The 22,713-nt window shown below is 62.6% G+C and carries 20 protein-coding genes; 9 read left to right on the forward strand and 11 right to left on the reverse strand.

The genetic code is table 11. The features are described 5' to 3' along the window. Window positions 1–72: 72 nt before the first annotated feature. From BLQ01_RS10405 to BLQ01_RS10420, 4 genes are read right to left on the reverse strand one after another with little or no spacing between them, the layout of a single operon-like run. On the reverse strand, window positions 73–1,290 hold the full coding sequence (locus BLQ01_RS10405) for a trans-sulfuration enzyme family protein (protein WP_091551615.1): 1,218 nt from the start codon (window positions 1,288–1,290) through the stop codon (window positions 73–75). Window positions 1,291–1,320: 30 nt separating this feature from the next. Beyond that, window positions 1,321–1,791 (reverse strand): Lrp/AsnC family transcriptional regulator, encoded by a 471-nt coding sequence (locus BLQ01_RS10410; RefSeq protein WP_091551617.1) that lies wholly within the window; start codon window positions 1,789–1,791, stop codon window positions 1,321–1,323. A 15-nt stretch (window positions 1,792–1,806) separates the two neighbouring features. After that, window positions 1,807–2,544: a B3/B4 domain-containing protein gene (locus BLQ01_RS10415; RefSeq protein ID WP_091551619.1), complete on the reverse strand. Its 738-nt coding sequence runs from the start codon at window positions 2,542–2,544 to the stop codon at window positions 1,807–1,809. Beyond that, window positions 2,537–3,139, reverse strand: a complete 603-nt coding sequence (locus tag BLQ01_RS10420) for a helix-turn-helix domain-containing protein (RefSeq protein WP_175493414.1) — start codon at window positions 3,137–3,139, stop codon at window positions 2,537–2,539. Before BLQ01_RS10420 ends, BLQ01_RS10415 begins: the two co-directional genes overlap by 8 nt. A gap of 78 nt (window positions 3,140–3,217) precedes the next feature. Between BLQ01_RS10420 and BLQ01_RS10425 the strand changes: the two genes are divergently transcribed. Next, entirely contained in the window at window positions 3,218–4,165 is a 948-nt protein-coding gene (locus tag BLQ01_RS10425; RefSeq protein WP_091551622.1) for a LysR family transcriptional regulator, read from the forward strand. On the opposite strand, the gene BLQ01_RS10430 is transcribed toward BLQ01_RS10425, so the two are convergent. The 6 genes from BLQ01_RS10430 to BLQ01_RS10455 form a co-directional block, all read right to left on the reverse strand. Beyond that, a complete protein-coding gene (locus BLQ01_RS10430; RefSeq protein WP_091551624.1) occupies window positions 4,141–5,073 on the reverse strand; it encodes an EamA family transporter in 933 nt (310 codons plus the stop codon). The genes BLQ01_RS10425 and BLQ01_RS10430 overlap by 25 nt on opposite strands. A gap of 467 nt (window positions 5,074–5,540) precedes the next feature. Further along, the gene (locus BLQ01_RS10435; protein ID WP_091551625.1) at window positions 5,541–6,413 is read right to left on the reverse strand and encodes a LysR family transcriptional regulator ArgP; all 873 of its coding nucleotides are present in this window, start codon (window positions 6,411–6,413) and stop codon (window positions 5,541–5,543) included. Window positions 6,414–6,507: 94 nt separating this feature from the next. After that, window positions 6,508–7,314 (reverse strand): amino acid ABC transporter ATP-binding protein, encoded by an 807-nt coding sequence (locus BLQ01_RS10440; protein ID WP_091551627.1) that lies wholly within the window; start codon window positions 7,312–7,314, stop codon window positions 6,508–6,510. After that, window positions 7,311–8,300: an amino acid ABC transporter permease gene (locus tag BLQ01_RS10445; protein WP_091551629.1), complete on the reverse strand. Its 990-nt coding sequence runs from the start codon at window positions 8,298–8,300 to the stop codon at window positions 7,311–7,313. Before BLQ01_RS10445 ends, BLQ01_RS10440 begins: the two co-directional genes overlap by 4 nt. Next, the gene (locus tag BLQ01_RS10450; protein WP_091551630.1) at window positions 8,297–9,322 is read right to left on the reverse strand and encodes an ABC transporter substrate-binding protein; all 1,026 of its coding nucleotides are present in this window, start codon (window positions 9,320–9,322) and stop codon (window positions 8,297–8,299) included. Before BLQ01_RS10450 ends, BLQ01_RS10445 begins: the two co-directional genes overlap by 4 nt. 584 nt (window positions 9,323–9,906) lie before the next feature. Further along, on the reverse strand, window positions 9,907–12,285 hold the full coding sequence (locus BLQ01_RS10455; protein WP_254779349.1) for an alpha-L-rhamnosidase: 2,379 nt from the start codon (window positions 12,283–12,285) through the stop codon (window positions 9,907–9,909). A gap of 109 nt (window positions 12,286–12,394) precedes the next feature. Here BLQ01_RS10455 and BLQ01_RS10460 point away from each other — a divergent pair, with 109 nt between their 5' ends. Then, entirely contained in the window at window positions 12,395–13,042 is a 648-nt protein-coding gene (locus BLQ01_RS10460) for a TetR/AcrR family transcriptional regulator (RefSeq protein WP_254779351.1), read from the forward strand. Here the strand turns inward: BLQ01_RS10460 and BLQ01_RS10465 are convergent. Continuing rightward, window positions 13,039–13,866 carry an IclR family transcriptional regulator gene (locus tag BLQ01_RS10465; RefSeq protein ID WP_216660100.1) on the reverse strand — a complete coding sequence of 276 codons (828 nt, stop codon included), beginning with the start codon at window positions 13,864–13,866 and terminating at the stop codon, window positions 13,039–13,041. The two genes, BLQ01_RS10460 and BLQ01_RS10465, sit on opposite strands and share 4 nt — an antisense overlap. A 233-nt stretch (window positions 13,867–14,099) precedes the next feature. Here BLQ01_RS10465 and BLQ01_RS10470 point away from each other — a divergent pair, with 233 nt between their 5' ends. The 7 genes from BLQ01_RS10470 to BLQ01_RS10500 all read left to right on the forward strand — a co-directional run bounded on the left by BLQ01_RS10470 (window position 14,100) and on the right by BLQ01_RS10500 (window position 22,667). Beyond that, complete coding sequence (locus BLQ01_RS10470) at window positions 14,100–15,656, forward strand: ABC transporter substrate-binding protein (protein WP_026540495.1); 1,557 nt, start codon at window positions 14,100–14,102, stop codon at window positions 15,654–15,656. Window positions 15,657–15,707: 51 nt separating this feature from the next. Beyond that, entirely contained in the window at window positions 15,708–16,661 is a 954-nt protein-coding gene (locus BLQ01_RS10475; protein WP_026540496.1) for an ABC transporter permease, read from the forward strand. Next, window positions 16,658–18,709: a dipeptide/oligopeptide/nickel ABC transporter permease/ATP-binding protein gene (locus BLQ01_RS10480; protein WP_091551634.1), complete on the forward strand. Its 2,052-nt coding sequence runs from the start codon at window positions 16,658–16,660 to the stop codon at window positions 18,707–18,709. The genes BLQ01_RS10475 and BLQ01_RS10480 overlap by 4 nt, the downstream gene beginning before the upstream one ends. Beyond that, window positions 18,706–19,713, forward strand: coding sequence for an oligopeptide/dipeptide ABC transporter ATP-binding protein (locus tag BLQ01_RS10485; protein WP_091551635.1), 1,008 nt, complete (start codon window positions 18,706–18,708; stop codon window positions 19,711–19,713). Before BLQ01_RS10480 ends, BLQ01_RS10485 begins: the two co-directional genes overlap by 4 nt. A 137-nt stretch (window positions 19,714–19,850) precedes the next feature. Next, window positions 19,851–20,729, forward strand: coding sequence for an alpha/beta hydrolase (locus BLQ01_RS10490; RefSeq protein ID WP_245232856.1), 879 nt, complete (start codon window positions 19,851–19,853; stop codon window positions 20,727–20,729). Then, window positions 20,726–21,715, forward strand: a complete 990-nt coding sequence (locus BLQ01_RS10495) for an alpha/beta hydrolase fold domain-containing protein (protein ID WP_091551637.1) — start codon at window positions 20,726–20,728, stop codon at window positions 21,713–21,715. Before BLQ01_RS10490 ends, BLQ01_RS10495 begins: the two co-directional genes overlap by 4 nt. A gap of 94 nt (window positions 21,716–21,809) precedes the next feature. Continuing rightward, window positions 21,810–22,667, forward strand: coding sequence for an alpha/beta hydrolase (locus tag BLQ01_RS10500; RefSeq protein WP_091551638.1), 858 nt, complete (start codon window positions 21,810–21,812; stop codon window positions 22,665–22,667). Window positions 22,668–22,713 lie beyond the last annotated feature (46 nt).

The raw sequence follows: 22,713 nt of genomic DNA on the forward strand, positions 1-22,713 counted from the left end.
CGAGTCTGAACGAAGGGGCAGCCGGGGACGGACGGTGCTTCCAGCGTCCGTCCCCGGCTGTAGATGTGGTGGCTACTTGTCCCCGAAGGTCTTGTCCAGTGCGCTCAGGATGTCGTCGATGATGTCCTCGGGGTCTTCGAGCCCAATGGACAGGCGCAGGTGGCCGTATTTGTGGAAAGAAGCAGGGTAGTTCTCTGAGCCGCCGCGTGCATCCGGCCCAACGTGGACGATCAGCGTTTCATCGTGGCCGAGCGAGACTGCCGAGGTGATGACCTGAAGGTTTTTCACGAAGGTGTTCTGGGTGTTCGAGTCACCTTCAACAGCGAATGCGAGAACACCCCCGAACCCTCGACCTCCAAATTGTTTGCCGGCCAGTTCGTGCTGGGGATGCGAGGCAAGGCCCGGGTAGAGCACATAGGCGATCCGCCGGTCGGTTTCAAGGACCGCGGCTACCTTCTCCGCGCTCGAGAATTGCTGCTTCAGACGCAGCGGGAGCGTTACTGAACCGCGCATGATCATCCATGCGTTGAACGGAGAGATGACACCGCCGGCATCAACGATTGCATCGTGTCGGATGTGCTGGATAAGTTCCCGGCGTCCAATGACGACACCGCCCATCGCGTCGCCGTGGCCGTTGATGTACTTGGTCAGCGAGTGGATGACCAAGTCTGCGCCGTCGTCGAGGGCTCGGTAGAAGGGTGCGGGAGTAAAGGTGGCATCAACGGTCAGCAGGACGCCGGCGTCCTTGGCGATCTTGGACAGGGCGGCGACGTTGGCCACCTTGGTAGTTGGGTTGGCGATCGTTTCGGCGTGAATCAGTTTGGTGTTCGGACGCACGGCTGCCCGGACTGCTTCCAGGTCGTCGGCATCAACGAATGTGGCCTCAATGCCATATTTTTCCGGAAGGAGCTCCCCGAACAGGCGGTAGACAGCTTCGTAGGTGACGTTTGAAACCACTACGTGGTCGCCGGACTTCAGGAGGGCGAAGAACACTCCGTGAAGGGCGGCGACGCCCGTGGCGAAGGCAGCTGCTGCTTCTGCGCCTTCCATCGCGGCGAGTTTTGTTTCGAGGGCGACCTGGTTTGCGCCGGCGTTTCGGGTGTAGACCAGTCCGTCGTCAACGCTCGACCAGTCCATGTCGGAGGGGTCTTCGGGGAGAACGTAGGAGTTGGCCATGATCAGGGGCGTGCGGAGGGCGCCGGTGCCCTTGTCAATGCTGTTTCCTCCATGAACAGCCCAGGTGCTGTCATGGACGGAGGCGCGGTTGTGCTTGTCAGGTGTGCGGTTCATTGCGGGTTTCCTTTCGGAGGATAGGCCCCGTCAGCGGGCAAGGGCCCGTGGTGCTGGACGGCGGCTGAAGAGTGGTTGTGTTGTGGAGACGTCGAGGGATAGCACGGCTAACTGAGCCCGAAAGAAGTGGGTAATGGCTTTCAGGCGGTCCCTGCTTTGGACCAGAAGCCTGACAAGGACAGCATGATCGCCGTCCACCAGCTCGGCGGTAGTGATCTCCGCGATGGATTCCATGCTGCGGTACAGGTCATCGCCGGTGCGTCCGGGCGCCATGACGATCCGGATACACGCTGACAGGGGACTCAGTGCCGGATCTGGAAAATTGCGGATGATGGTGTACCCGGCTATGTGGCCATCCAGCTCCAGGCCAATGACGCGTTCTTCGCATTCACGTTCGGTAAGCCCGGCGCGGGCGGCCAAAACCGTTGTGGATATCCTGCCCTCATCTTCGAGAATGCCCAGGATGAGGAGGTCAAGGACATCTGGTTCGCGGGTCGTCATGTTGCTACCCCTTCGTCATGTCCCTTCCTGGGTAGGCGGGAGGCCGATAAGGCGCTGGACGCTGATGACCTCTGAACCCAACGTGGACAGGTGGCCCGTAAGGTCGGCTCCTGCGGCAAGCAGGGACTCATTGCTCATGGGTGCCAGGGCATCGAGGATGAACAAAGCTGAGGTGGTCTCGTCCCGCAGTTGTGTGCGGCGGCCTTGGCGCCAATTCCATCGGCGGCAAGTGACGCCGTCGTCGTCGCACCAGAGCACCTCGCCGGCATCGGGGTATTCGACGATTGGTTCGCCGCTCGCTACCGTGTCGAAGGGTTCTCGGCCCGTTGCGCGGATGAGTCGTGGTGCTCCGCTGTAGCGGGCGAGGTCTTCGCCGCCGAGCGGAATTTGGTGGAGGACGGAGATGGCGTTGTAAATGTCCGTGAGTTTGTTGACTCTGGGGAGGCCGGCGTCGGCCCGGCGGATCAGCGCTTCAAGGCTGTTCCGTGTGCGATTGGGCTTGGCGCCGAATGCCTGGTAAGCCTCCCGCCATGCGGCTATATGCGGAAGGTGTTCGGCCTTACGCTCGCTCAACGCACTCCGCGCAACCATTTCAGCTTGCTCCAACAATGCGTTGCCCGCTGCATCGCTTGCACCGGGGATGAGGCCATCCACTGCGATCAGCAGGGCTCTGTAATCGGGCCGAAGCTCGAAAACGGCGGGCTCCACGTAAGCGGATTCAAGGGTTTCCTGGAGGGCTTGGATGCTAAGCATTCCCTGCCTCCCGATGCCCTGATCCCACGCCGCGTTCAAATACTGCAAGGGAGAACCGCGCCGGCTCGGAGGTGCTGTTGCTGTAGGAGTGGGCCAGGTCCCCGGGGAACGTCACGGAGTCGCCAACGTCAAGGACGAATATTTGTTCTGCTACACCAACGGTGACGGTGCCCAGTTGAACCTGCAGAAGTTCCTTGGTGCCCGGCGTGTGGGCTTCGCTTGAGTGTTGGTCGCCCGGACCCAGGATCCAGTCCCACAATTCCACCACTTCCGGCGGCTCCGTTCCGCCAACCAGCACGCCGCGTCCACCGGCTTCGCTGCTCCACAGCACTGCACCTTCACCCTTGCGTGTAACTTGGACGGCCTTCTGTTCGGGTGACTGGACCAGGTCCGGCAGCCCGACGCCAAGGGCGTCGCTGATCCTCAGTAGAGTACCGACGCTTGGATTCATGGTGGCCTGTTCAACGTTGATCAGCATTCTGCGGCTCACGCCCGCCACTTCCGCCAATTGGTCCAGCGTCATGCGCCGGGATAGGCGCTCCTGCTTCACCCGTGAACCGATAGCCGAGGCTAAGGTTGCGATATTTTCGTCCATAAATGCATCATACTGCACCATGAGTGCACTTTCAATGCTCCAATGGGATAGGTTCGTTTCAACTATTAGGGAAGGCTTATGGATCCGTATCAACTCAGTGTGTTGCGTGAGCTGGGCGACCACGGCAGTGTGGCCGCTACTGCCCGTGCTCTCGGCGTGAGTCCCTCGGCAGTCTCGCAGTCGCTTGCCGCACTTCAACGAAAGTTCAAGGCGCCCCTGACTCAGAAGCGGGGGAGATCCGTTGAACTCACTGATGCGGGCCAAGCCCTCGCCGTGGCAGCCATTGCTGTTGCCGAGGCGATCACCCGTGCCGAAGCTACGGTTGATGAGTTCGTCGGCGGCGTTGATCGGACGGTGCGTGTCAGTGCATTCCATAGCGCGGCCATGTCTTTCTTCCCCGGGCTGGCCGCCTTGGAACATGCGGAAGGATTTCCGGTTGTTGAATGTGTCGATGAGGACGTCGACCGTGTCTCTTTCCCGGCCCTGACCGCCAACTATGACATCGTGATCGCTCACAAAATGAGCCACACGCCCCCTTGGCCCAGGGACAGGCTTGCCGTGTTGTCCTTGCTGAGGGAACCCATGGACGTGGCGATGCATTCATCCCATGATCTGGCCATGAAAAAGACTCTGAAACCGGTAGATCTAGTGGGGACGACGTGGGTTTCCACGCATGCCGGTTTCTCGCCGGCGGACATGCTTGACGCCGTAGCTGCTGCGGCCGGGTATCCAATGCGGGTGGTGCACAGAATCAACGACTTCAGTACAGCTGCTGCCATGGTGTCCGAAGGTGGGCACCTGGCGTTGCTGCCCCGGCATACCGTCAGGATTCCCGCATCGCAGGATGTGGTCCTGCGCCCGCTTGAAGGCGTACAGACAGTTCGTCACGTGGACATGCTGGTCCGACCCGAACGGGTGGTTCACCGGGCTGTATCCGTTGTCATTGATGCCTTGCGTGGAATCGCCCGGACACACGTTCAAACCCCATCACCCAAGAGCGCCTATGCCAAAGGATCCGCGCCATGAGATAGACGTGCAGATTCCTGTCTGACTTCAGCCAAACGCCCGCATTGGCTGGCCCCACTCGGCTGTTGGCGGCGCCCTCCACGTTGTGCTGCTGCGCCGGCGAAAACCACGAGCACAATTCCCAGGAGTTGGAGAGCCGAAGGGGACTGTGCGAGCACGATCATGCCGAGCAGGAGGCCGATGGCCGGTTCCAACGCCAGGAGGGTGCCGAATGCCGTGTGCGTCATTCGACGAAGTGCCCGCATTTCCATGATGTACGGCAGCACCGGGATTAATACAGCAAGGGCGGCGGCGACGCCAACGAGTTCCCAAGTGATGTGCCCGAAAGCCTGCGGCAGTCCGAATGGTGTCACAACCAGGGCTGCAATAGGGATCGTCAGCGCCAGGGCGCCGATTCCGCTGAAACGGTCCCCGATTTTTTGAGTCAACAGAACGTAGGCCGCCCACCCGATCGCGCCCATGGCAGCGAAGCCGACACCGAGGAGGTCCATCTGGCCGGACCAGGGCTCGGTGAGCAGAAGGACTCCGGCCAAGGCGGTTGCCGGCAGGACCAACGAGCGCACTCCCTGCCCTCGAAGGGCGGCGACGCTGAGCGGGCCAAGGAACTCAATGGCGACAGCAGTGCCCAGTGGAAGACGTTCCATGGCAGCGAGGAACGTCACTGACATGATCCCGACGGAGATACCGAGACCGAGAACCGCCGGGGTGTCGCTAAGACGCAGGGACTTCAGCGGTGGACGGGCCAGGAGGAGCAGGATGATCGCGCCCATACTGAGTCTCAGCCAGGCCGTACCGATAGGTCCCAGCGCCGGCATCAATCCTGCGGATAGGGCGGAGCCGAGTTGGATGGAGAACATGGCTGCTATGGTCAGCGCCCATGGTGGGATTGCGGGTTTGGTGGTGCTCATTGCTGGTTCCCCTTGGTCTGGCACTCATCGCTTGCAGGCGACCTTGGAGGCCTGGTCGCGTCAGGATGGTTTTGTCGATGAGTCGGTTGGTGATGGTGAGGTCGGGCCCAAGTTGGCTGAGGTGGGTTGCGAGGTCTTCGGCACTGCCCGAAGGGCGTCGGTAGTGACCGGGTCAACGGGGGGAGGGCCTCGACCTTTGCTCCTGAAGAACCATTCGCGCGGAGGCTTCGGCCTGTTGGAGCAGAGCCTCGCTGGCGTCGTTGCTGGCCCCCGGAACGAGCCCATTGACGGCCAACAAGAGAGCTTGGTAGTCGGGGCCGAAGTTCACAGACGGCAGGATCGATGTAGCCGGCGTCGAGGAGTTGCTGGAGGTGGGCGGTCTTAGGCATCAGCAAAACCGTTGGTTGCGCTCAATGATAATTTCTCCATAGAGGCATCATACTGCACTTTTAGTGCATAGGTTCTCGTCAGCTTTGGCGCAGCTTGTTACCGGCCCTGCGGACGGCTGCGGTGATGCGCTCAAGTCGTGGCGTGACCATCGACCAGCATTGCCAATAGAGGGTTACATCGTCTGGGGCTCCGCCGGAGATAGCGACCAGCCCGCTGCGGGCGAGGTCCTGCTGAACCTGCTGCTCGGGGATCATGCCCCAACCAAGCCCAGCCCTGGCGGCTTCCAAAAAAGCTTCAGAGGAGGGGATGGTGTGGGTCGGGGGGAAGTGTTCAACGCCTTTGGACCGGAGGATTCGGTGCTGCATGTCATCATTGGCGCTGAAGCGAAGCATCGGCATCTCGGACCAGTTCACTCCATCAGGGGTTTTGTGGCGTTGAACCAGTTCGGCTGAGGCCGCCGGTACGTAGCGCATCACGCCGAGCAACTCCACCCGGCATCCGCCTACGGCTTTGGGCTCTGTGGTGACCGCCCCGAGTACGTCTCCTTGGCGCAGCAGCCGGGTGCTGTGATCCTGGTCTTCGATGTGAAGATCCAGCACTGTGTCCGGCCATGTAGCTGCCTCGTGCAGAACGGGCGTGAACCAGGTTGCCAGCGAATCGGCATTCACGGCCACAGCGACGGTGGCTCGACCTTCAGGGCCCTTGCCCAGGCAATGCAGGGCGTCTGCCTCCAGTGCCTGAATCTGTCGGGCTGTCCGCAGGAGTACGGCGCCCGCTTCGGTGGGGCTGCTCGGCAGGCTGCGACGAACCAGTATTTGCCCGGCTGAGGCTTCCAAGGCTTTGATGCGTTGGCTGACGGCCGACGGCGTGATTCCGAGCAGGTTTGCGGCCGCGTCGAAGGATCCGGTCTCGACGATGGCACTCAGTGCCTTCAAATGTTCGAAGTTCATGGTGTAAACGTAGGGTACCTTGGCTGGTTTGGATCCTGCCTCCGTACGGGCCGCTTTGACTCGGCGGCCCGTACCGGCATGAATGGAAGTTGTTTTACAGGACTTTGCTGAAGAAGCTCTTGGTACGCTCCTGCTGAGGGTTGGATATGAGTTCGCGGGGATTGCCCGACTCCACAACAACCCCACCGTCCATGAACGTCAGGGTGTCTCCGACCTCCCGGGCGAAACCAATCTCGTGCGTCACCACGACCATCGTCATACCCGACTTCGCGAGGTCTTTCATGACATCCAGGACGTCTCCCACCAGTTCGGGGTCCAGTGCGGAGGTTGGTTCGTCGAACAGCATCAGATCCGGGTCCATGGCCAGAGCCCGGGCGATGGCAACCCGCTGCTGCTGGCCGCCGGACAACTGAGCTGGGTAATAGCTGGCACGGTGAGCAAGTCCGACCCGGTCGAGAAGTTCCTGGGCACGCCGTTTGGCCGGAATTTTCTCAAGACCACGGACCTGGATGGGGGCCTCGATGATGTTCTCCAGGGCTGTCTTGTGGCCGAAGAGGTTGAAGCGCTGGAAGACCATGCCGATGTTCCGCCGTTGGCGGGCGATCTCCTTGAGATGCAGTTCGTGCAGCTTTCCGTCCTTTTCCCTGTATCCGATGAGTTCGCCGTTGATGCGGATCCGGCCTGCACTAATGCTCTCCAGATGGTTGATGCAGCGCAGAAGTGTGGACTTTCCTGACCCTGAGGGGCCGATCAGGACGGCGACTTCACCTTCCTTAACGGTCATGTCGATGCCGCTAAGGACGTGGTGGTCCCCAAAGTACTTGTGTACTCCCTCGATCCTGACCACGTCGTTCGCAGGAGCGGTCACCGGGCTGGGCAGGGAATGGACCGACGCGCTCATCGGACGTTCTCCTCTTTGTTTGTTGCGGCCTTAGGGGTAGTGGTTAACGTCGGATTGACGCCTGCGCCGGCTGCCTGAAAGGCGGCTGTATTGACGCTGATGCGAGTGGAGACGTCCACACCCTTTCCATAATGCTTCTCGATAAAGTGCTGGCCCACCATAAGGACGCTGGTGACCACCAGGTACCAGAACGCGGCCACGATGAGCAATGGAATGGGGAGGTAGCTTCTGTTGGCAAGGGTGTTGGTGACGAAGGTCAGGTCCAAGGTGAACGGAACGGCGAGCACCAAGGAAGTTGTCTTGAGCATTCCGATGGTCTCGTTGCCGGTTGGGGGAACGATGATGCGCATCGCTTGGGGGAGGACAATGCGCCACATGATTTTCGAGCCCCGCATGCCCAGGGCTTCGGCAGCTTCAATCTGCCCCTTGTCCACTGACTTCAAACCAGCGCGGAAGATCTCCGCCAAGTAGGCCGACTCATTGAGCGCGAGGCCCAGAACGGCAGCCCAGAACGCGTTGAGCAGGTCCTGGGTTGTCAGGCTGAGCAGTTCCGGGCCGAAAGGGACGCCTACGGTGATCTTGGGGTAAAGGACGGCTACCAATCCCCAAAAGATCAGCTGTGTGTAGACGGGGGTACCTCGGAAGAACCAGACCCAGAACCAGCTTGACCATCGGAAGATCGGGTTCTCTGATTGGCGCATAAAGGCCAACAGGATAGCCAGGGTAACTGCTAAGGCCATCGAGAGAACGGTGAGCAACAGCGTCCAACCGACACCCCGGATCACGTTTTCGTCGAGGACATACAGGCCGAAGGTGTCCCAGTGGAAGTTGGGGTTGGTGGCCAGGCTTTGGATGCCGACCGCGGCCACGAGGACAATGATGGCAGCTCCCACCCAGCGGCCGGGGTGGCGGACGGGAACTGCTTTGATCAGTTCCGGTGAGGGGCTCGTGTTTGTGGTGCCCTGTTCGTTTGTAGTGAGGCTCATGACTTAACTGCAGGGTTGACTTCGGGGTTGGTGATGGCGCCGTCGGAGTTGTTCCACGAATCGAGAATGTGCTCATAGGTGCCCTCGGCGATCAGCTTGGCAACCACTTTTTGGATGAGTTCGGCCAGTGCCGTGTCATTCTTCGGAACAGCGATGCCTACCGGGGAGGTGTTGTAGACGCTTCCGGCTTTTTCTACGGCCCCGTTGGTCTGCTGGATGGCGTAACCGATCAAGGTTGACTCGGCGATCATGGCGTCAATGCTTCCGTTAACAAGGCGGGTTGTGACATCCGTCTGGTTCTTCAGGGTGACGATGTCGATGGGTTGTTTTCCGGCTTTGAGGCATTCGTCGTTGCGGTTCTTGAGGTCAGGATCTTCCTGGGTAGTTCCGGTCTGAACTCCGACAGATTTTCCACAGACGTCATCGGGGGAGAACTTCTTGGGGTTGCCCTTCTGGACGGCCCAGGTGGTTCCGGCGTTGAGGTAGCTGACGAAGTTGACGGCTTTGAGCCTCTCATTGGTGATGCTGAAGGAACTGATGCCGAGATCATATTTTGGGCCGAGTGCTGGGAGAATGCCTGTGAACTCGGCGGTCTGGACGTCCACTTTCAGATCCAGGGTCGCTCCGATGGCCTTCGCCAAGTCCACGCCGTATCCCATCGGAGTGCGGTTATCCGCGCCGCCGAGGAACTCAGCCGGAGCGTACGTCGTGTCGGAGCCAATGACCAAAGTTCCTTTGGATTTGATCGATGCAGGTACCTGGGAAGCGAGCGATTGATCCGGGATGACGCTGGCCGGGTCGAACGTGGAACTGGACGAACCGGAGGTTGTTGGATTCATGGCCGAGCCGGATGCAGACCCGGAAGCATTCGTGCACGCAGACAAGACGAGTACGCAGGTGGTCAGGACGACCGCGCCCTTGGCGAATGTTTTCAAGCGGCGCCCGACCGGGCTGTCGATGGAGCCCGGATCCCGTGCCAGCGCAGGCTGATGGTGGGTGGAGGTGTCTATTGTTTGGGACATGCTGTCTCCTGATAGTGATGATGCGCCGATGCGGGCGAAAGATGTGGGTGCTGGCGCATGACGGGTCTGCAGCGGTGCAGGCTCGTCATAGGCTTGAGGGAAGGCTTGCTTGGACCGGCCGGGCCCGACCATTCGTTGGCAAGGAATTCGGAGAGGGCCTGCTCTCCGGGTTGACATGCATGTCGCACTGACCTATTGGAGTGAGTGCGATGGCTCAATGCTATGGATCACAACACCAGAGACCAACGGTCTATATTCGAATCGACGGTTAAGGCAACGCTTACGGAAGTGGCAGCTATCGGGACGCCAATGGCGACCGGCCGGACAGGCCACGGCAATGGACGACGACGCTCTCGCTCACTTTGATTTGTCGCACCCACGGGCGAAATTCGTGGACGTCATCCAGGAGTGCGAGCGGGTTGCTGCCCCCGGCAACCCGTGGGGGGCGCGGTGGGCCGCCGCCCACCGACCTGGTCATCACGCTCGACTGTCGGGGGGAGCAAGCGCTCGAAGCTTTGGATGTGGTCTGCAGCCCGGCAGAATCAGAAGGTGCTTTTTGTGTTTTGCAGCAGGGGAGGCTAAACCTAAGTCGACGCCTGTGACGTGAAATCGTGGGAACCTGGACCTGCACTGTGGCTTGTTCCGTCCGGCATCTTCACCCTCGCGTTCACGGACATCGGGATTTCCACGTGGAGCGTGAACTTTCCATGCTCGATGCTCCAGGCGCTGCTGATCCGGCCGTGGACGGTATCGACGGCGGCACTCGCCCAGGCGATGTCGCCCCCCGGCTGCGGGGCTATGGTCACCGTGCGGTAACCGGTGTGTGCCTCGTCTGGATACTCCGGAAGGCGGATACCAGCCACGTGTGTGTAGAGGAACGATCCCACTGCGCCTTTGCTGTAGTGGTTGAGGGACCCACGGGCACCACTGGTTGTCACTCCATCCCACCATTCCCACATGGTGGTGGCCCCGGCGTCGAGCATCCCCAGCCAGGAGGGTGAGCCGGTGGAAAGCAGGAGCTCGTAGGCAACGTCGGGATAACCGTGGTCAGCGAGCGTTGGCAGCAGGAGGCCTGTGGCGAGGAAGCCGGTGCCCAGCCGGTTTCCGTTGAGGCCGATGAGTTCAACGAGCCTGGCGGCAGCGAGGGGCGCAAGGTGGGGCGGTACGAGGCCGAAGGCCAGGGCTCGGACGTAGTGTCCTTGGGACTCTTCGCTCAACAGGCCGGAGTCCTCGAGGTACTCTTCGCGCCAGGCCGCGAGGACTTCGGCGGCCAGCGCGCGGTAATGGTCAGCGGTCGGGAAATCACCGAGTACGCCGGCCGCTTTCGCCAGCAGGTCAGCAGACCGGTAGAGGTAGGCCGTAGCAACGATGCCATGATCCCGCGCGGGGTCCGGATTCGGTGGTGTGTCCGGTTCCAGCCATTCGCCAAAGTGGAAGCCGGTGTCCCACAGGTACTGCTCGTGGGGCAGGGGAGCGGGCCGTAGGGCTGCCCGCTCAGGGTGGCGTCCGCTGGCTGCGGCTCTGGACGCGTAGTCAACCCATGAGCGCATGGCGCCGAAGGCCTCCCGCAGCGCCTGTCCGTCTCCATAGGCACGCCACAAGGACCATGGGACGAATACGGCTGCGTCACCCCATCCGGCAGAGCCTGCGGCTGAATCTTCGAAGAAGTTGCCGGAGGGTCCGTCGCCGGCCGGATTCGGAACCACAGTGGGCACACGGCCGTCAGGCCACTGGTCCGCTGACAGATCCCGGAGCCACTTTGCGCTGAATCCCGAGACATCGAACATGAGGGCGGCCGTATCGACAAAGACCTGCCAGTCGCCGGTGAAGCCGGACCGTTCCCGTTGCGGGCAGTCAGTGGGCACGTCGCACGCGTTGCCGCGGAAACTCCAAAGTATGGCGTCGTGCAGGGCATTGAGACGGTTGTTGCTGCATTCGAAGGTGCCGGTGCGCTGGAGATCGGAATGGACCACGACGGCGGTGAGGTCCTCGTGCGCGATGGCGCCGGCGTTGCCTTCAACTTGTACGTAACGGAAGCCGTGGGTCGTGTGCCGCGGTTCAAATACGTCACCTGCGCGGCCGGCTGAGATGATTTCGTCGATTTGGCCGGCGGGCAGGGGAGTTTTGCTGGCGAAGTCGAAGGCCCGGATGTTTTCCCGCGATACCAGGCCTGCGTCGTCCAGTATTTCGCCGTGCTTTAGCGTGATGCGTGTTCCGAAGGGCCCCAGCGCCCGCAGGCGAACCCAGCCGTTGATGTTCTGGCCGAAGTCAACCACGGTGATCCCTGACGCAGGAACAGCCACAGTGACTGGAGCCAGCTCCTCGATGCGCCGCACAGGAGGGGCGATGGGCCGGATGAGCCGCTCCCGGTTGTCGTACAACCCGCCCTGGCGGGGGACCACGGGAAGCCAGCCATCCGCCGTCGTGATTTCCTCCGCGGAGCCTACGAGTCGGAAGTCGATGGTCTGGCCGTCCATGAGGTCGGCGCGGGTGATGTGGCTTTCGCGCGATTCCCAGTCAGCGCTTGTTGCGGCAAGGTTTCCCCGGGCAGACGTTACGGATGCGAGGAAGGCAGTGGCCGTGCCGAAGCCATCGGCCCGGCGTTCAAATCCATGCCTGCCGCGGAACCAGCCATCCGAGAGTAATGCGGTGATGACGTTCCCGCCACTGACCAGATGGTGGGTGATATCCCAGGACTGGACCTGCAGCCGCTTGCGGTAGGAGGTGAATCCTGGAGTCAGTTCCTCGTCCCCTGCACGAATACCGTTGACGAACAGCTCGTAAATGCCGTGGGCCGTGGCATGTGCTGTTGTCTCGCCGTCGTCCGGGCTCCACGTGAAGTGGCTGCGCATCCAGTACGCAGGCCGCTTGCCGGGTTCAGCCGGTTGATCTTCTGCTGGAGAGATCCAAGTGGCGGCGTCAAGTGCCGCCTGCGGCGACAGGGAAGATCGGTGGTCAGTCAAGGGAACTCCTCTGGGAAAGCCGGCATAGTCACCGCTTTCGCCAATGGTAGAACATAAAAACAACGTGTGCACTGTTTTTATTTGCTACAGCTATGTCTACGCTGGGAAGGTGCGAACACGTCGGAAAACAGGAAGCTATGAAGTTGGGCGTGCCAAGCGCGCCGAAATCCTGGATGCCGCAACCAGGCTTTTCGCAGCCTCCGGCTATCACAAGGTTCCCCTGTCCCAAGTGGCGGCGGACGCCGGCCTCAGTGAAAGCGGCCTCATGCATCACTTCCGTTCCAAGAAGCACCTCCTGCTCGGTGTTGCGGAGCAGCGGTTGGAACGAACGGCAACGTGGTGGGGTTCGCGCCAGGAAGGCAATGCCAAGGAGCCGGTTGCGCTGTTCCACAACATGGTGGACTCCACGCGTGAGCTGGTGGGGGAGCCGGGCCTTATTGAGCTTTTCGTGCTGATCTCCGCCGAGGCCGCGGACACCACCACGCCCGCGCACCAGCTGTATGCCTCATGGTACGAACGGGCCGTGCGTGAGACGGCCGGGCGGCTCGCCGAGGGCGTTGAGCGTGGCTATCTCCGGGCGGACACCAACCCGGCAGCATGCGCCCGGGAAATCATCGCCGTCAGCGACGGCCTGCAGTTGCAATATGTGTTGTCCGGGGGAACCCTGGACCTGGTGGAGGGTGTCCGGGACTACGCGCGTCGCCTGGCCAGGTCGCTCCTTGCCCCCGAACATCTGGACGCCGCTGAAGCGATCTAGCGCATCCGCACACTCTCGCTGGGTCCCGGGTTGAAGCCCAGGTTTCGCGATACCGCCCGGGCAGTCGCCTGAACAGCCGGCGCCAGGACATTCGGAGGCGTAGCGCCATCAGGAACCACAATGGACAGCGCCGCCACCACGGACCCTTCCGCGCCGTATATGGGTGAGGCCACCGATACGGTTTTTGAGGGTGCAGATCGCCGGATCATGGCCAGGCCCGTCCTGCGGACATCGGAGAGCGTGCGCCTCAGTTGACCTTCCGGCATGGAATCCACTCCCACCTCGGCGTCGGGTGGCTGAGTGATCACTGACTCCTGGAAGTCTGCATCGGCGCCGGACAGCAGGACCAGGCCCACCGCCGTCGACCTCAACGGCGCCCGCCCGCCGACGCGATAGGCGACCTCCGTGGCCTCCTTGGATGACAACCGCTCGATCAGCACGGCCTCGTTTTTGTCCCGCACGGCGAGCAGCACATGATGGCGCGTCACTGCGAAGAGGTCCTCAAGGTAGGGCAGTGCGATCTCCCGGACGCCGTGCCCGCGGGGTGACAGCGATGCTACCTCCCACAACCTGACGCCAACAACGTAACGCCCGTCCTCCAAACGCTCCAAGGCTCCCCACGCAACAAGGCGCCCGATCAAGCGCAGGGCAGTGGGAGCCGGCATATCAGCCAACCTCGCCATGTCCGACAACGTCAACGCACGACGCCGGTCGCTGAAGACGGCGAGAAGGCTCAGGGCGCGGTCGATCACGGGTTCGCCCTGCTTGGGCCGCTTGCCGCGCTGCGGTTTTTCGATGCCGTTCCCATCGTTGGCCTGCGTCAACCTGAATCCTTTCAACGCTCTGAGTGATCTCCACCACAATACTGTTTCAACCAATGAAATACACATGGGGTGAAGCCCTGCCCTCAAAGGACTCTTGAAGAAGCCGGTTACCGGAAGCCATCTGACGAGAGGGCGCCGACGGATCGGCCCGGACAGGTCACAGCCGACCAAGTCCAGGCCGCCGGTCCCACATCTCGACACACGATTCCATCACGAATGCGAAGGCGCAGCACATGAATCTCCTCACCTCACCTGCACGTCGGAGCGCGGCCGTCCTGGCCGGTGCGCTCCTCCTTGGGTCACTCACAGCCTGCGGTGGCGGGTCAGCTGCCACATCCAACGTGGACAAGAGCACGCTGACCATCGCAACAGACAGCGACAGTGCATCGTTCGGCTATGACCCCCTGCGGGTTTCAGACGCTCAGCGCCAGTTCTTCGAAGGCCTCTACGAGAACCTCATGACCCTCCAACCAGATGGCAGCGTTGGTCCCGGCCTTGCCAAGGAATTCAGCTACAACGCGGACAACACCGTCCTCACATTGACCCTCAAGGAAGGCGTGACTTTCACTGACGGGTCCACCTTGGACGCAGCCTTGGTCAAGGCCAACCTTGACCGTCGCACCGACACTGCCCTCAGCGCGTACTCGGCCATAGCGAAGGGCGGTGCGCAGGAAATTGCCTCCGTGGATGTTGTCAGCCCCACCCAAGTGGCCATAACGTTCGCAAAAGCCCAGCCGGGATTCGAAAAGAACCTCACCTCCACCTTGGGCATGATCGTAGGCAAGAAAGCCGTTACGGACACAGCCAGCCTGGCCACCACCCCGGACGGCTCCGGGCCCTACACCCTGGACAGCGCCACAACTGTGAAGGGCAACAAGTACGTCTTCACCAAGAACGACAAGAACGCTGACGCCTCCAAATACCCGTACAACAAGATCACCTTCAGCGTGATCATGGACCCCCAGGCCCGTGCCAACGCGCTGGTTTCCGGCCAGGCGGACGTCGCCTCCCTGACCTCTCCCACGGTCGACTTCGCCAAGTCCAAGGGAGTGGGCGTATCCCAGATCGGCGGCACCGTCCAGACCATGATCTCCTTCGACAAGATCGGCAAGACCGCACCTGCATTCGCCAGCGAAAAGGTGCGCCAGGCCTTCCAGTACGCCATCAACCGCCAAGCTTTGGTGGACGCGCTCCACAAGGGCGACATTCCTGCATGGAACGCACTGCCCAAGGACTCTGCGGGATTCTCGGAAGAACTGAACAAGACCTACGCCTATGATCCCGCCAAGGCCAAGAGCCTCTTGGAGGAAGCCGGGTACGGCAGCGGCTTCGAGTTCACCATCATTGCCGGCCCCCAGACGCAAACGGACCTGCAGGCAGTACAAAAGGACCTGGCAGCCGTTGGAATCACCATGAACGTCAAGCTGGCGGCCTCCACGGATGAAGCCTTCGCAGCCGTGGCTACAACCCCGCTGGGTTACGCCCCCTTGGGCTGGGACAACCCGGTTGGACTGATGTACGGAGCCGTCCTCAGCGGCTTCACCAATGTCCAGAAAGCTACGGATGATCAGCTGAATGCTGCGACGGCCGAGGCTGCGGCGGCGAAGGACGATGCTTCCAGGAAGACCGCCCTGACCAAGCTCAACACCCGCCTGGTGGAGTCCGGTTGGATGATCCCGCTCTATGAATCCCTCACCAACCAGGGCTACAACACCAAGAAGGTCCAGCAGGTGAAGTTCGCCGGAAGCAACGTGTACCCGCTGCTGTCCTCGTACGCACCCACCAACTGATCCACCGATGACAGGGCGTCGGTTCCCAGGAACCGGCGCCCTGCCCGACCAATGGAGGTCACCATGGCAATGTTCGTCACCAAACGCCTGCTGATGGCGCTCACCACCGTGCTGGTGGTGGCGGTACTGGCGTTCCTGCTGGTCCACGCCATGCCAGGCAGCCCAGGTGCGGTGTCGCTGGGAGCAGGCGCTTCGCAGGAGGCCATCGACCAGTTGAACCAATCGCTCGGCTGGAACGATCCGCTGGTGGGCCAGTTCTTCCGCTGGCTCGGTGATGCCGTCCAAGGCAACCTCGGAAACTCCCTCATTGACGGCCGGTCCGTTAGTGCAGACCTGGCCAACAGGCTTCCGGTCACCGCTTCCCTCGCCGCCGGCGCCACCGTCCTCAGCGCAGTCTTCGGCATCGTCCTCGGCGTCACAGCAGCTGTTCGCGGTGGCCTCCTGGATCAGCTCATTGGAGGATTCGTCGGGCTCCTCGTCGCGCTGCCTGCGTTCTGGATCGGCGTCATCTTCGTTTACCTCTTCGCCGTCCAATCGTCCGTTTTCCCGGCCACCGGCTATGTCCCGTTCGACGTCTCCCCGCAGGATTGGGCGATGTCCCTGGCCCTTCCCGTGATCACGCTCGCCGTTGGCGGCGCAGCGTTTATTGCCCGGCAGACCAGGGCTTCCATGCTCGAGGCGTTGCAGCAGGAACACATCCGGACGCTCCGCGCCACAGCTACTCCCACATGGAAGATCCTCTATATCCACGCCCTGCGCTATGCGAGCTTGCCGATCGTGGCAGGCATCGCGCTGCAGTTCATCGGCCTTTTCGGCGGTTCCGTCATTGCCGAGCAACTATTCGCCATGCCGGGCCTTGGCCAAGCCGTCCAAACCTCCGTCAGCACCCACGACGCCCCGGCAGTCCAAGGCGTAGTGGTGATCGCCACGGTGGTTGTGGTCGCTGTGAACCTGGTGCTCGAAATCGCTACCAAATTCCTTGACCCGAAGTTGCGTGCCTCATGATTCCCACCCTTCCAGCAACAACGCCGGCAACACCCCCGGCATCCCCACGCAGGACAGCCCTGGCCAGGCTTTCAGGGCACCGACTGCTCACCTCCCCAGCGGGGATGGCCGGCACCCTCTGGCTGGCGGCGATGATCATCGCATCCCTGACGGCGCCCTGGTGGTTGCCCTTCAAAACCGAAGACCAGGACTTCACCGCCGTCCTGTCCGGACCGACCGCCGCGCACTGGCTTGGCACTGATGAACTGGGCCGGGACATCCTCAGCCGGATCTTCGCCTCAGCAGCCGGGACACTGGGGACCTCGTTCATCACGGTGTTGGTCGGCGTCGGGCTTGGGACCCTGATGGCACTGGCCGCGGCCAACAGCCTGCGGGCCGAAGGCGTCATCAGCCGGGTCACCGAGATCATGATGTCGTTGCCCGGAACGGTCATTATCCTGGCCGTCATTGGCGCCGTGGGCACCAACATCCCCCTGATCATGGCCATCCTGGGCGTTCTGATCTCAGCCGGCATTTACCGGGTGATGCTCGGCCAGGCAAAGTCCTTGCAAAACCAGCTCTACGTGGATGCGGCCAAGGTGGACGGCCTGGGCCCTGTTGCCATCAGCGCCCGCCACGTACTGCCCGGGCTGGCGACCACCGTCGTGGTGCAATCGGCGCTGATCTTCGCAGTGGGCCTCCTGATCCAGGCCGGCCTCGCGTTCATCGGCTTCGGTCCACCGCTGCCCCAGCCCAGCTGGGGCGGCATGATCCAGAGTGCCTCACAGCATGTCTACGACGCCCCATGGCTTATGGTTCCCACCGGCGTTGTGTTGGCCCTGACGGTTCTGTCGGCCAACGCGATCGGCAACGCCCTGGGCAAGGCCCCCAACGCCACAGCTTCGCACCTTCCCTCCGCCGCCATCCGGCGAAAGCGGGCCGCTCAGGCTGCCGCCGCAGCCGCGGCCGCCCCTGCTGTGCGCGACGCACCTGGGGCCGGCAAGCTGAGCGTCCGCGGTCTTTCGGTAGGGGTCGACGGCGGCACTCCACTGGTCACGGACGTCTCCTTCGACGTCGAGCCGGGAACGGTCCTTGGGCTGGTGGGCGAGTCCGGCTGCGGCAAGACCATGACCGCGTTGTCGCTGATGGGGTTGCTGCCTTCCGGCGTCGCCATCACCGGCGGGCAGATTCTCTGGAACGGCAGGAACCTGGCCGCTGCCACGGACAAGGACTTGGAAGGCATCCGGGGGCGCGACATCGCCCTCATCTCCCAGGAGCCAATGCGGGCACTGGATCCAATGTTCACCGTGGGCTACCAGCTGATTTCTGCCATCCGCCGACTCCGTTCGGTGGGAAAGACGGCAGCGAACGCCGAGGCGTTGGGCCTGCTGGAGAAGGTGGGGATCGTTGACGCGAAGCGCATCCTCAAGACCTACCCGCACCAGATCTCGGGCGGCATGGCACAGCGCGTAGCCATTGCCCTGGCGTTGTCCGGTAATCCACGCCTGTTGGTTGCCGACGAACCGACCACCGCCTTGGACGTTACCGTCCAGGCAGAGATCCTGTCCCTCCTCCGAACGCTCGTGAAGGACACGGGCATGTCTGTAGTCATGGTGACGCACGACCTCGGAGTAGTGGCCGACATCTGCGACCACGTTGCGGTCATGTACGCCGGCCAAGTGGTGGAGAACGGCCGCACAGCCGGCATCCTGGACAACCCACGGCATCCTTACACCCTGGCACTGCTTGCGGCCGATCCCCACGCGAATACGGCCCACGACATGCCCGAACGCCTGGCCACCATCCAGGGCCAGGTGCCGCAGCCCAAGGACTGGCCAGCAGGCTGCCGGTTTGCCGCCCGCTGCCAGTTCGCAGGATCTGCCTGCCTGGTACCTGTGCCCCTCCTGCCTTCGGGAACGGGGTCCGGCCTGGTGCGTTGCGTCAAGGCCGATGAACTGGCCATTGAAGGGTTGTCATGGGTGCCCACTGAGCTCCCTTCAGAACACCCGGTTCCGGCGGACGTACCCGCCCGGCACAGACTGGACATCGTAGAAAAGGACCTGGCATGAGCATCGAAACCCCGCTGTTGAGCTCCGCGGCCATGGCCGTCAGGCCCGGGCCCATGCTCGACGTCAAGGACCTGGTGGTCCGCTACGGCACGGGTCGGAAGGCCTCTGCAGCACCGCCAGCCGTCGACGGTGTCAGCTTCACCATCCAGCCCGGTGAAACGGTGGGTCTGGTGGGGGAGTCCGGCTCGGGCAAGTCGACCATTGGCAAAGCGATTCTTGGCCTGCAGAAGGTGTCCGGCGGTTCCGTGGAATTCAAGGGTGAGGACATCACGCATGCGGGCTCGGGCAAGCGCCGCGCCATTGGCAGTGAGCTCCGGGCTGTGTTCCAGGACCCCAACTCTTCGCTGAATCCCAGGAAGACAATCGGCGCCTCACTGGCAGAACCCTTACGCGTCCGCGGTATTGCCGGCGGCGAGGCCCGCACCAAGGCGGAGGACATGCTGGAACGGGTGGGACTGCCGCGGGAAGCCGTGGACCGGTACCCGAGCCAGTTCTCCGGCGGGCAACGGCAGCGCATTTCGGTGGCACGGGCGCTCATCTGCGAACCACGGCTTGTAGTCTGCGACGAAGCTGTCAGCGCCTTGGACCTGTCAACGCAGGCGCAGGTTTTGAACCTCCTGGCCGATCTGCGGGACGAGCGCGGCCTGAGCTACCTGTTCATTGCCCACGACATCTCCGTGGTCCAGTTCCTGGCCCAACGGGTGGTGGTCCTGTACCGGGGGCAGGTCATGGAGGCCGGCCCTGCCGCAGCGGTCACGGAATCGCCGAAGCATCCCTTTACCCAAGCCCTCGTTGCGGCATCACCGGTGCCACGCCCGGCCGAACAAGCGCAGCGCCGGGCTGTCCGTGAATCCATGGGAGTCAGGACTGCCGCCGCTGTCTCAACGACCGCCGGCGGATGTCCTTTCCGTCAGCGCTGCCCGCTGGCCACGGAACTATGCGCCTCCGAACGGCCCGCCTTGCGGCGCGTCGGCGAAGCTGACGTCGCCTGCCACTACGCCTGATTTTCCGTCCAAGACTCCAGGAGCAACCAGTGACCCTTCAAACACCAGCAAAGACTGCCGATATCAGCCCTGATTCACACCGGGTACCCACCCCGCCGCCGTTTCCCGCCTTTCATGCGCCAGTCAAACCTGAAGAGGTGTCGGAGGAATCGCTGCTGCACCGGGAACTCAGTTACGCCATCACGGTCGGTTTCCGCCGCCTTTCCATGGACGTATGGCTGCCCCGGAAGACTTCCGAAGCCGCCGTCCCGGTGGTCGTGTGGATCCATGGGGGAGCGTTCCAGTTGGGCGACCGGAGGGAGCTCCCGCCGACCTTCGCCCCGGACTCTGTGTTCCGGCTGTTGAACGAGGCTGGGATCGCGTGCGCAACGGTGGACTACCGGCACTCCCTCGAGGCCCCTTTCCCCGCCCAGCTGCACGACATCAAAGCAGCGGTCCGCTACCTCCGGCACCACGCTGATGAGTTGGGAATCGATCCCGACAGGATCGGGGCGTGGGGCGAATCGGCAGGAGGCCACCTCGCTGCACTTCTGGGGCTCACCGGTTCCCGGGACGACCTCGAAGGCGGGCTCGGCGTGCAGGGCAAGTCCAGCGCAGTCAACGCGGTGGTGGACTTCTACGGCATTTCTTCGCTCAACGATGTTTCAAGACGGCAAGGAGTGGAGTCCTTCCTGAACGGTCCACTGACCGCGGCCGTCCCGCGAGGAGCTTCGCTTGATCCCGGAACGATGCTCGTGGGAGGCTCACCGGAACCGGCACTGCTGCACGCAGCCAGCCCCCTTGGATATGTCACAGCCGGAGCACCTCCGTTCCTGCTGATTCATGGCAACAAGGATGGCCTGGTGCCGCACTCCCAAAGCGAACTTCTCGCCGATGCCCTGGAACGGGCAGGCGTACAGAATAAACTCATCACCATCGAGGGCGCGGACCACTGCTTCTTTTTTGCCGAAGAGCAGGTGGATTGGATCCTGGAGACGTCCATCGACTTCTTCCGGCGTGAATTCGGGCAGCAATGAGCCTGGACGCCGGGCTCCGTGCACTGATGGAGCCAGTGGCCGGGGAGGCGTCCTTCGCTGAGTTGCTTGCCAATCCATCAGGGATGAACAGGCTGGAGGCGTTCGGCGGGGCGGGCCTCCCGTATTCGCCTCCCCGGGTCCACGTCATGGAGGCGCAGGCACTAGGTCCCAACGGCCTGGTCCCGTTGCGCGTGTACGGTCCTCTGCGCGTGGATGGCCCGCTGCGGGGCAAAGCGGACGACGGCGGTGGTCCCGGTTTGGTCTGGTTGCATAGTGGCGGGTTTGCCGGCGGCGACCTGGAGATGCGCGAAGCCGACCAGCTGGCCCGTGAACTCGTGGCCAGGACCGGCGGAGTGGTCATTTCCGTTGACTACCGGTTGGCCAGGGGCGGGGTGCATTTTCCCGTCCCGCACGAAGACGTCATCGCGGCATGGTTCTGGGCCGTTGAACAGGCCAGTGGCCTGGGAATCGATCCGGGCAGGCTTTGCCTTGGTGGGGCGAGCGCGGGAGCCAACCTGGCATGTGGGGCCGCCATGTACCTTAAAGATATCGGCTCGTCGCTGCCGGCGAAGATGCTTCTGGCCTATCCGTTCCTCCACTCGACGGTGCCACCATTGACCGTGCCGTCCGCGGTGATGTCCTCACTGCCACCCTTTTTGCGGTTCTCGGCCGAGGACTGCACGGCCATGTTGGAAAATTTCCTCGGCGGCCCGGCAAGCACGGCATCCTCCTATGCCGTGCCCGGGCATGGAGATCCCACAGGGTTGCCTCCTGCTGCCGTCGTGGCCTGCGAATACGACGACCTCCGTCCCTCGGCAGAACTGTATGCACAAAGCCTCCGCGGCGCGGGGATCAATGTAGCGTTCAGACTCGAGCAAGGAGCCACTCACGGATACCTCAACCACTCCGCAGCATTGGACATAGTCCAACGCGGGTTGGCGTTCCTGGCTTCTGAACTGGCCAGTGCTGACGGTTCCAATGATTGAAATCGACTGTTCACGCCGGGGAGCGTATTCGACATCCTTGGAGGGAACGCCCGGAACATCGAGGATCCGGCGAAAGACGCAGAGGGAGTCAACGATGACGGAGGGCCGCATACTCACCGGGATTGAGTTTGCCCGCACCGGCGACGACGGCTCGCGGCCGCTGTTGCTCGATCTCTACCTGCCGGAATCCGCGCCCGGGTCCGCTGGCCACCACAAGCTGCGTCCCGCCGTCGTTCATTTCCACGGTGGCGGCTGGCGCGTAGGGGAGCGTTCCTCCCTGGGGCCGGTGTGCGATGGCTTCGGCCTGACGCCCTTTGATGTTCTTACCGAAGCCGGATTCGTCGTGGCGTCGGCGGATTACAGGCTGAGCGCCGAGGCGCAGTTTCCAGCTCAGCTCCACGATGCCTTGGCCGCAGTGCAATGGCTCCGGGAGCATGCTGACCACTACGGCGTTGATCCCCAGCACATTTATGCCTGGGGCGACTCTGCAGGCGGGCACCTGGCCAGTCTTGTTGCCCTCACCGGGGCAGGCGAGAGCAAGGTCGCCGCGGTCGCCGCGTGGTACCCGCCCACCGATCTGGTTCACATGGGGGAGCAGGCGCTGCCCGACGCTGTCGCGCGGGCCAGCGATCCCGGGTCCCGGGAAGAGCTGCTGGTGGGCGCGGTGTTGGCTGAATATCCCGGTAAGGCAGCTGCAGCGAGCCCCATCAGCTTTGTCAATCCGGACGCTCCGCCCTTCCTGTTGGTCCACGGCACGGCAGACAGGTTTGTTCCCGCCGCCCAATCGGAGTCCTTGGCCGCCGAACTGCAGAAGGCCGGCGCCGACGTCGAACTCCTCCTCATCGAGGACGCCGACCACATGTGGCGGCTGGAGGACGGAAGTCCGGCCGCTGCCGAGAAGGCCCTCGCGGCCACAGTCTCTTTCTTCCGCCGCCAGTCCGGCCATCCGTAACTTTTCCGCACTACTGGCTGCGGCCCGGCCTTCAGGCCCGACTTTG

The organism is Arthrobacter sp. UNCCL28 (assembly GCF_900102805.1).
Taxonomy (GTDB): Bacteria; Actinomycetota; Actinomycetes; order Actinomycetales; family Micrococcaceae; genus Arthrobacter; species Arthrobacter nicotinovorans_A.

Excerpts from the sequence above, each read along its gene's own strand:
- BLQ01_RS10405 (WP_091551615.1), bottom strand. The coding sequence starts at position 1,290 with ATGAACCGCACACCTGACAAGCACAACCGCGCCTCCGTCCATGACAGC.
- BLQ01_RS10410 (WP_091551617.1), bottom strand. The coding sequence starts at position 1,791 with ATGACGACCCGCGAACCAGATGTCCTTGACCTCCTCATCCTGGGCATT.
- BLQ01_RS10415 (WP_091551619.1), bottom strand. The coding sequence starts at position 2,544 with ATGCTTAGCATCCAAGCCCTCCAGGAAACCCTTGAATCCGCTTACGTG.
- BLQ01_RS10420 (WP_175493414.1), bottom strand. The coding sequence starts at position 3,139 with ATGGACGAAAATATCGCAACCTTAGCCTCGGCTATCGGTTCACGGGTG.
- BLQ01_RS10425 (WP_091551622.1), top strand. The coding sequence starts at position 3,218 with ATGGATCCGTATCAACTCAGTGTGTTGCGTGAGCTGGGCGACCACGGC.
- BLQ01_RS10430 (WP_091551624.1), bottom strand. The coding sequence starts at position 5,073 with ATGAGCACCACCAAACCCGCAATCCCACCATGGGCGCTGACCATAGCA.
- BLQ01_RS10435 (WP_091551625.1), bottom strand. The coding sequence starts at position 6,413 with ATGAACTTCGAACATTTGAAGGCACTGAGTGCCATCGTCGAGACCGGA.
- BLQ01_RS10440 (WP_091551627.1), bottom strand. The coding sequence starts at position 7,314 with ATGAGCGCGTCGGTCCATTCCCTGCCCAGCCCGGTGACCGCTCCTGCG.
- BLQ01_RS10445 (WP_091551629.1), bottom strand. The coding sequence starts at position 8,300 with ATGAGCCTCACTACAAACGAACAGGGCACCACAAACACGAGCCCCTCA.
- BLQ01_RS10450 (WP_091551630.1), bottom strand. The coding sequence starts at position 9,322 with ATGTCCCAAACAATAGACACCTCCACCCACCATCAGCCTGCGCTGGCA.
- BLQ01_RS10470 (WP_026540495.1), top strand. The coding sequence starts at position 14,100 with ATGAATCTCCTCACCTCACCTGCACGTCGGAGCGCGGCCGTCCTGGCC.
- BLQ01_RS10475 (WP_026540496.1), top strand. The coding sequence starts at position 15,708 with ATGGAGGTCACCATGGCAATGTTCGTCACCAAACGCCTGCTGATGGCG.
- BLQ01_RS10480 (WP_091551634.1), top strand. The coding sequence starts at position 16,658 with ATGATTCCCACCCTTCCAGCAACAACGCCGGCAACACCCCCGGCATCC.
- BLQ01_RS10485 (WP_091551635.1), top strand. The coding sequence starts at position 18,706 with ATGAGCATCGAAACCCCGCTGTTGAGCTCCGCGGCCATGGCCGTCAGG.
- BLQ01_RS10495 (WP_091551637.1), top strand. The coding sequence starts at position 20,726 with ATGAGCCTGGACGCCGGGCTCCGTGCACTGATGGAGCCAGTGGCCGGG.
- BLQ01_RS10500 (WP_091551638.1), top strand. The coding sequence starts at position 21,810 with ATGACGGAGGGCCGCATACTCACCGGGATTGAGTTTGCCCGCACCGGC.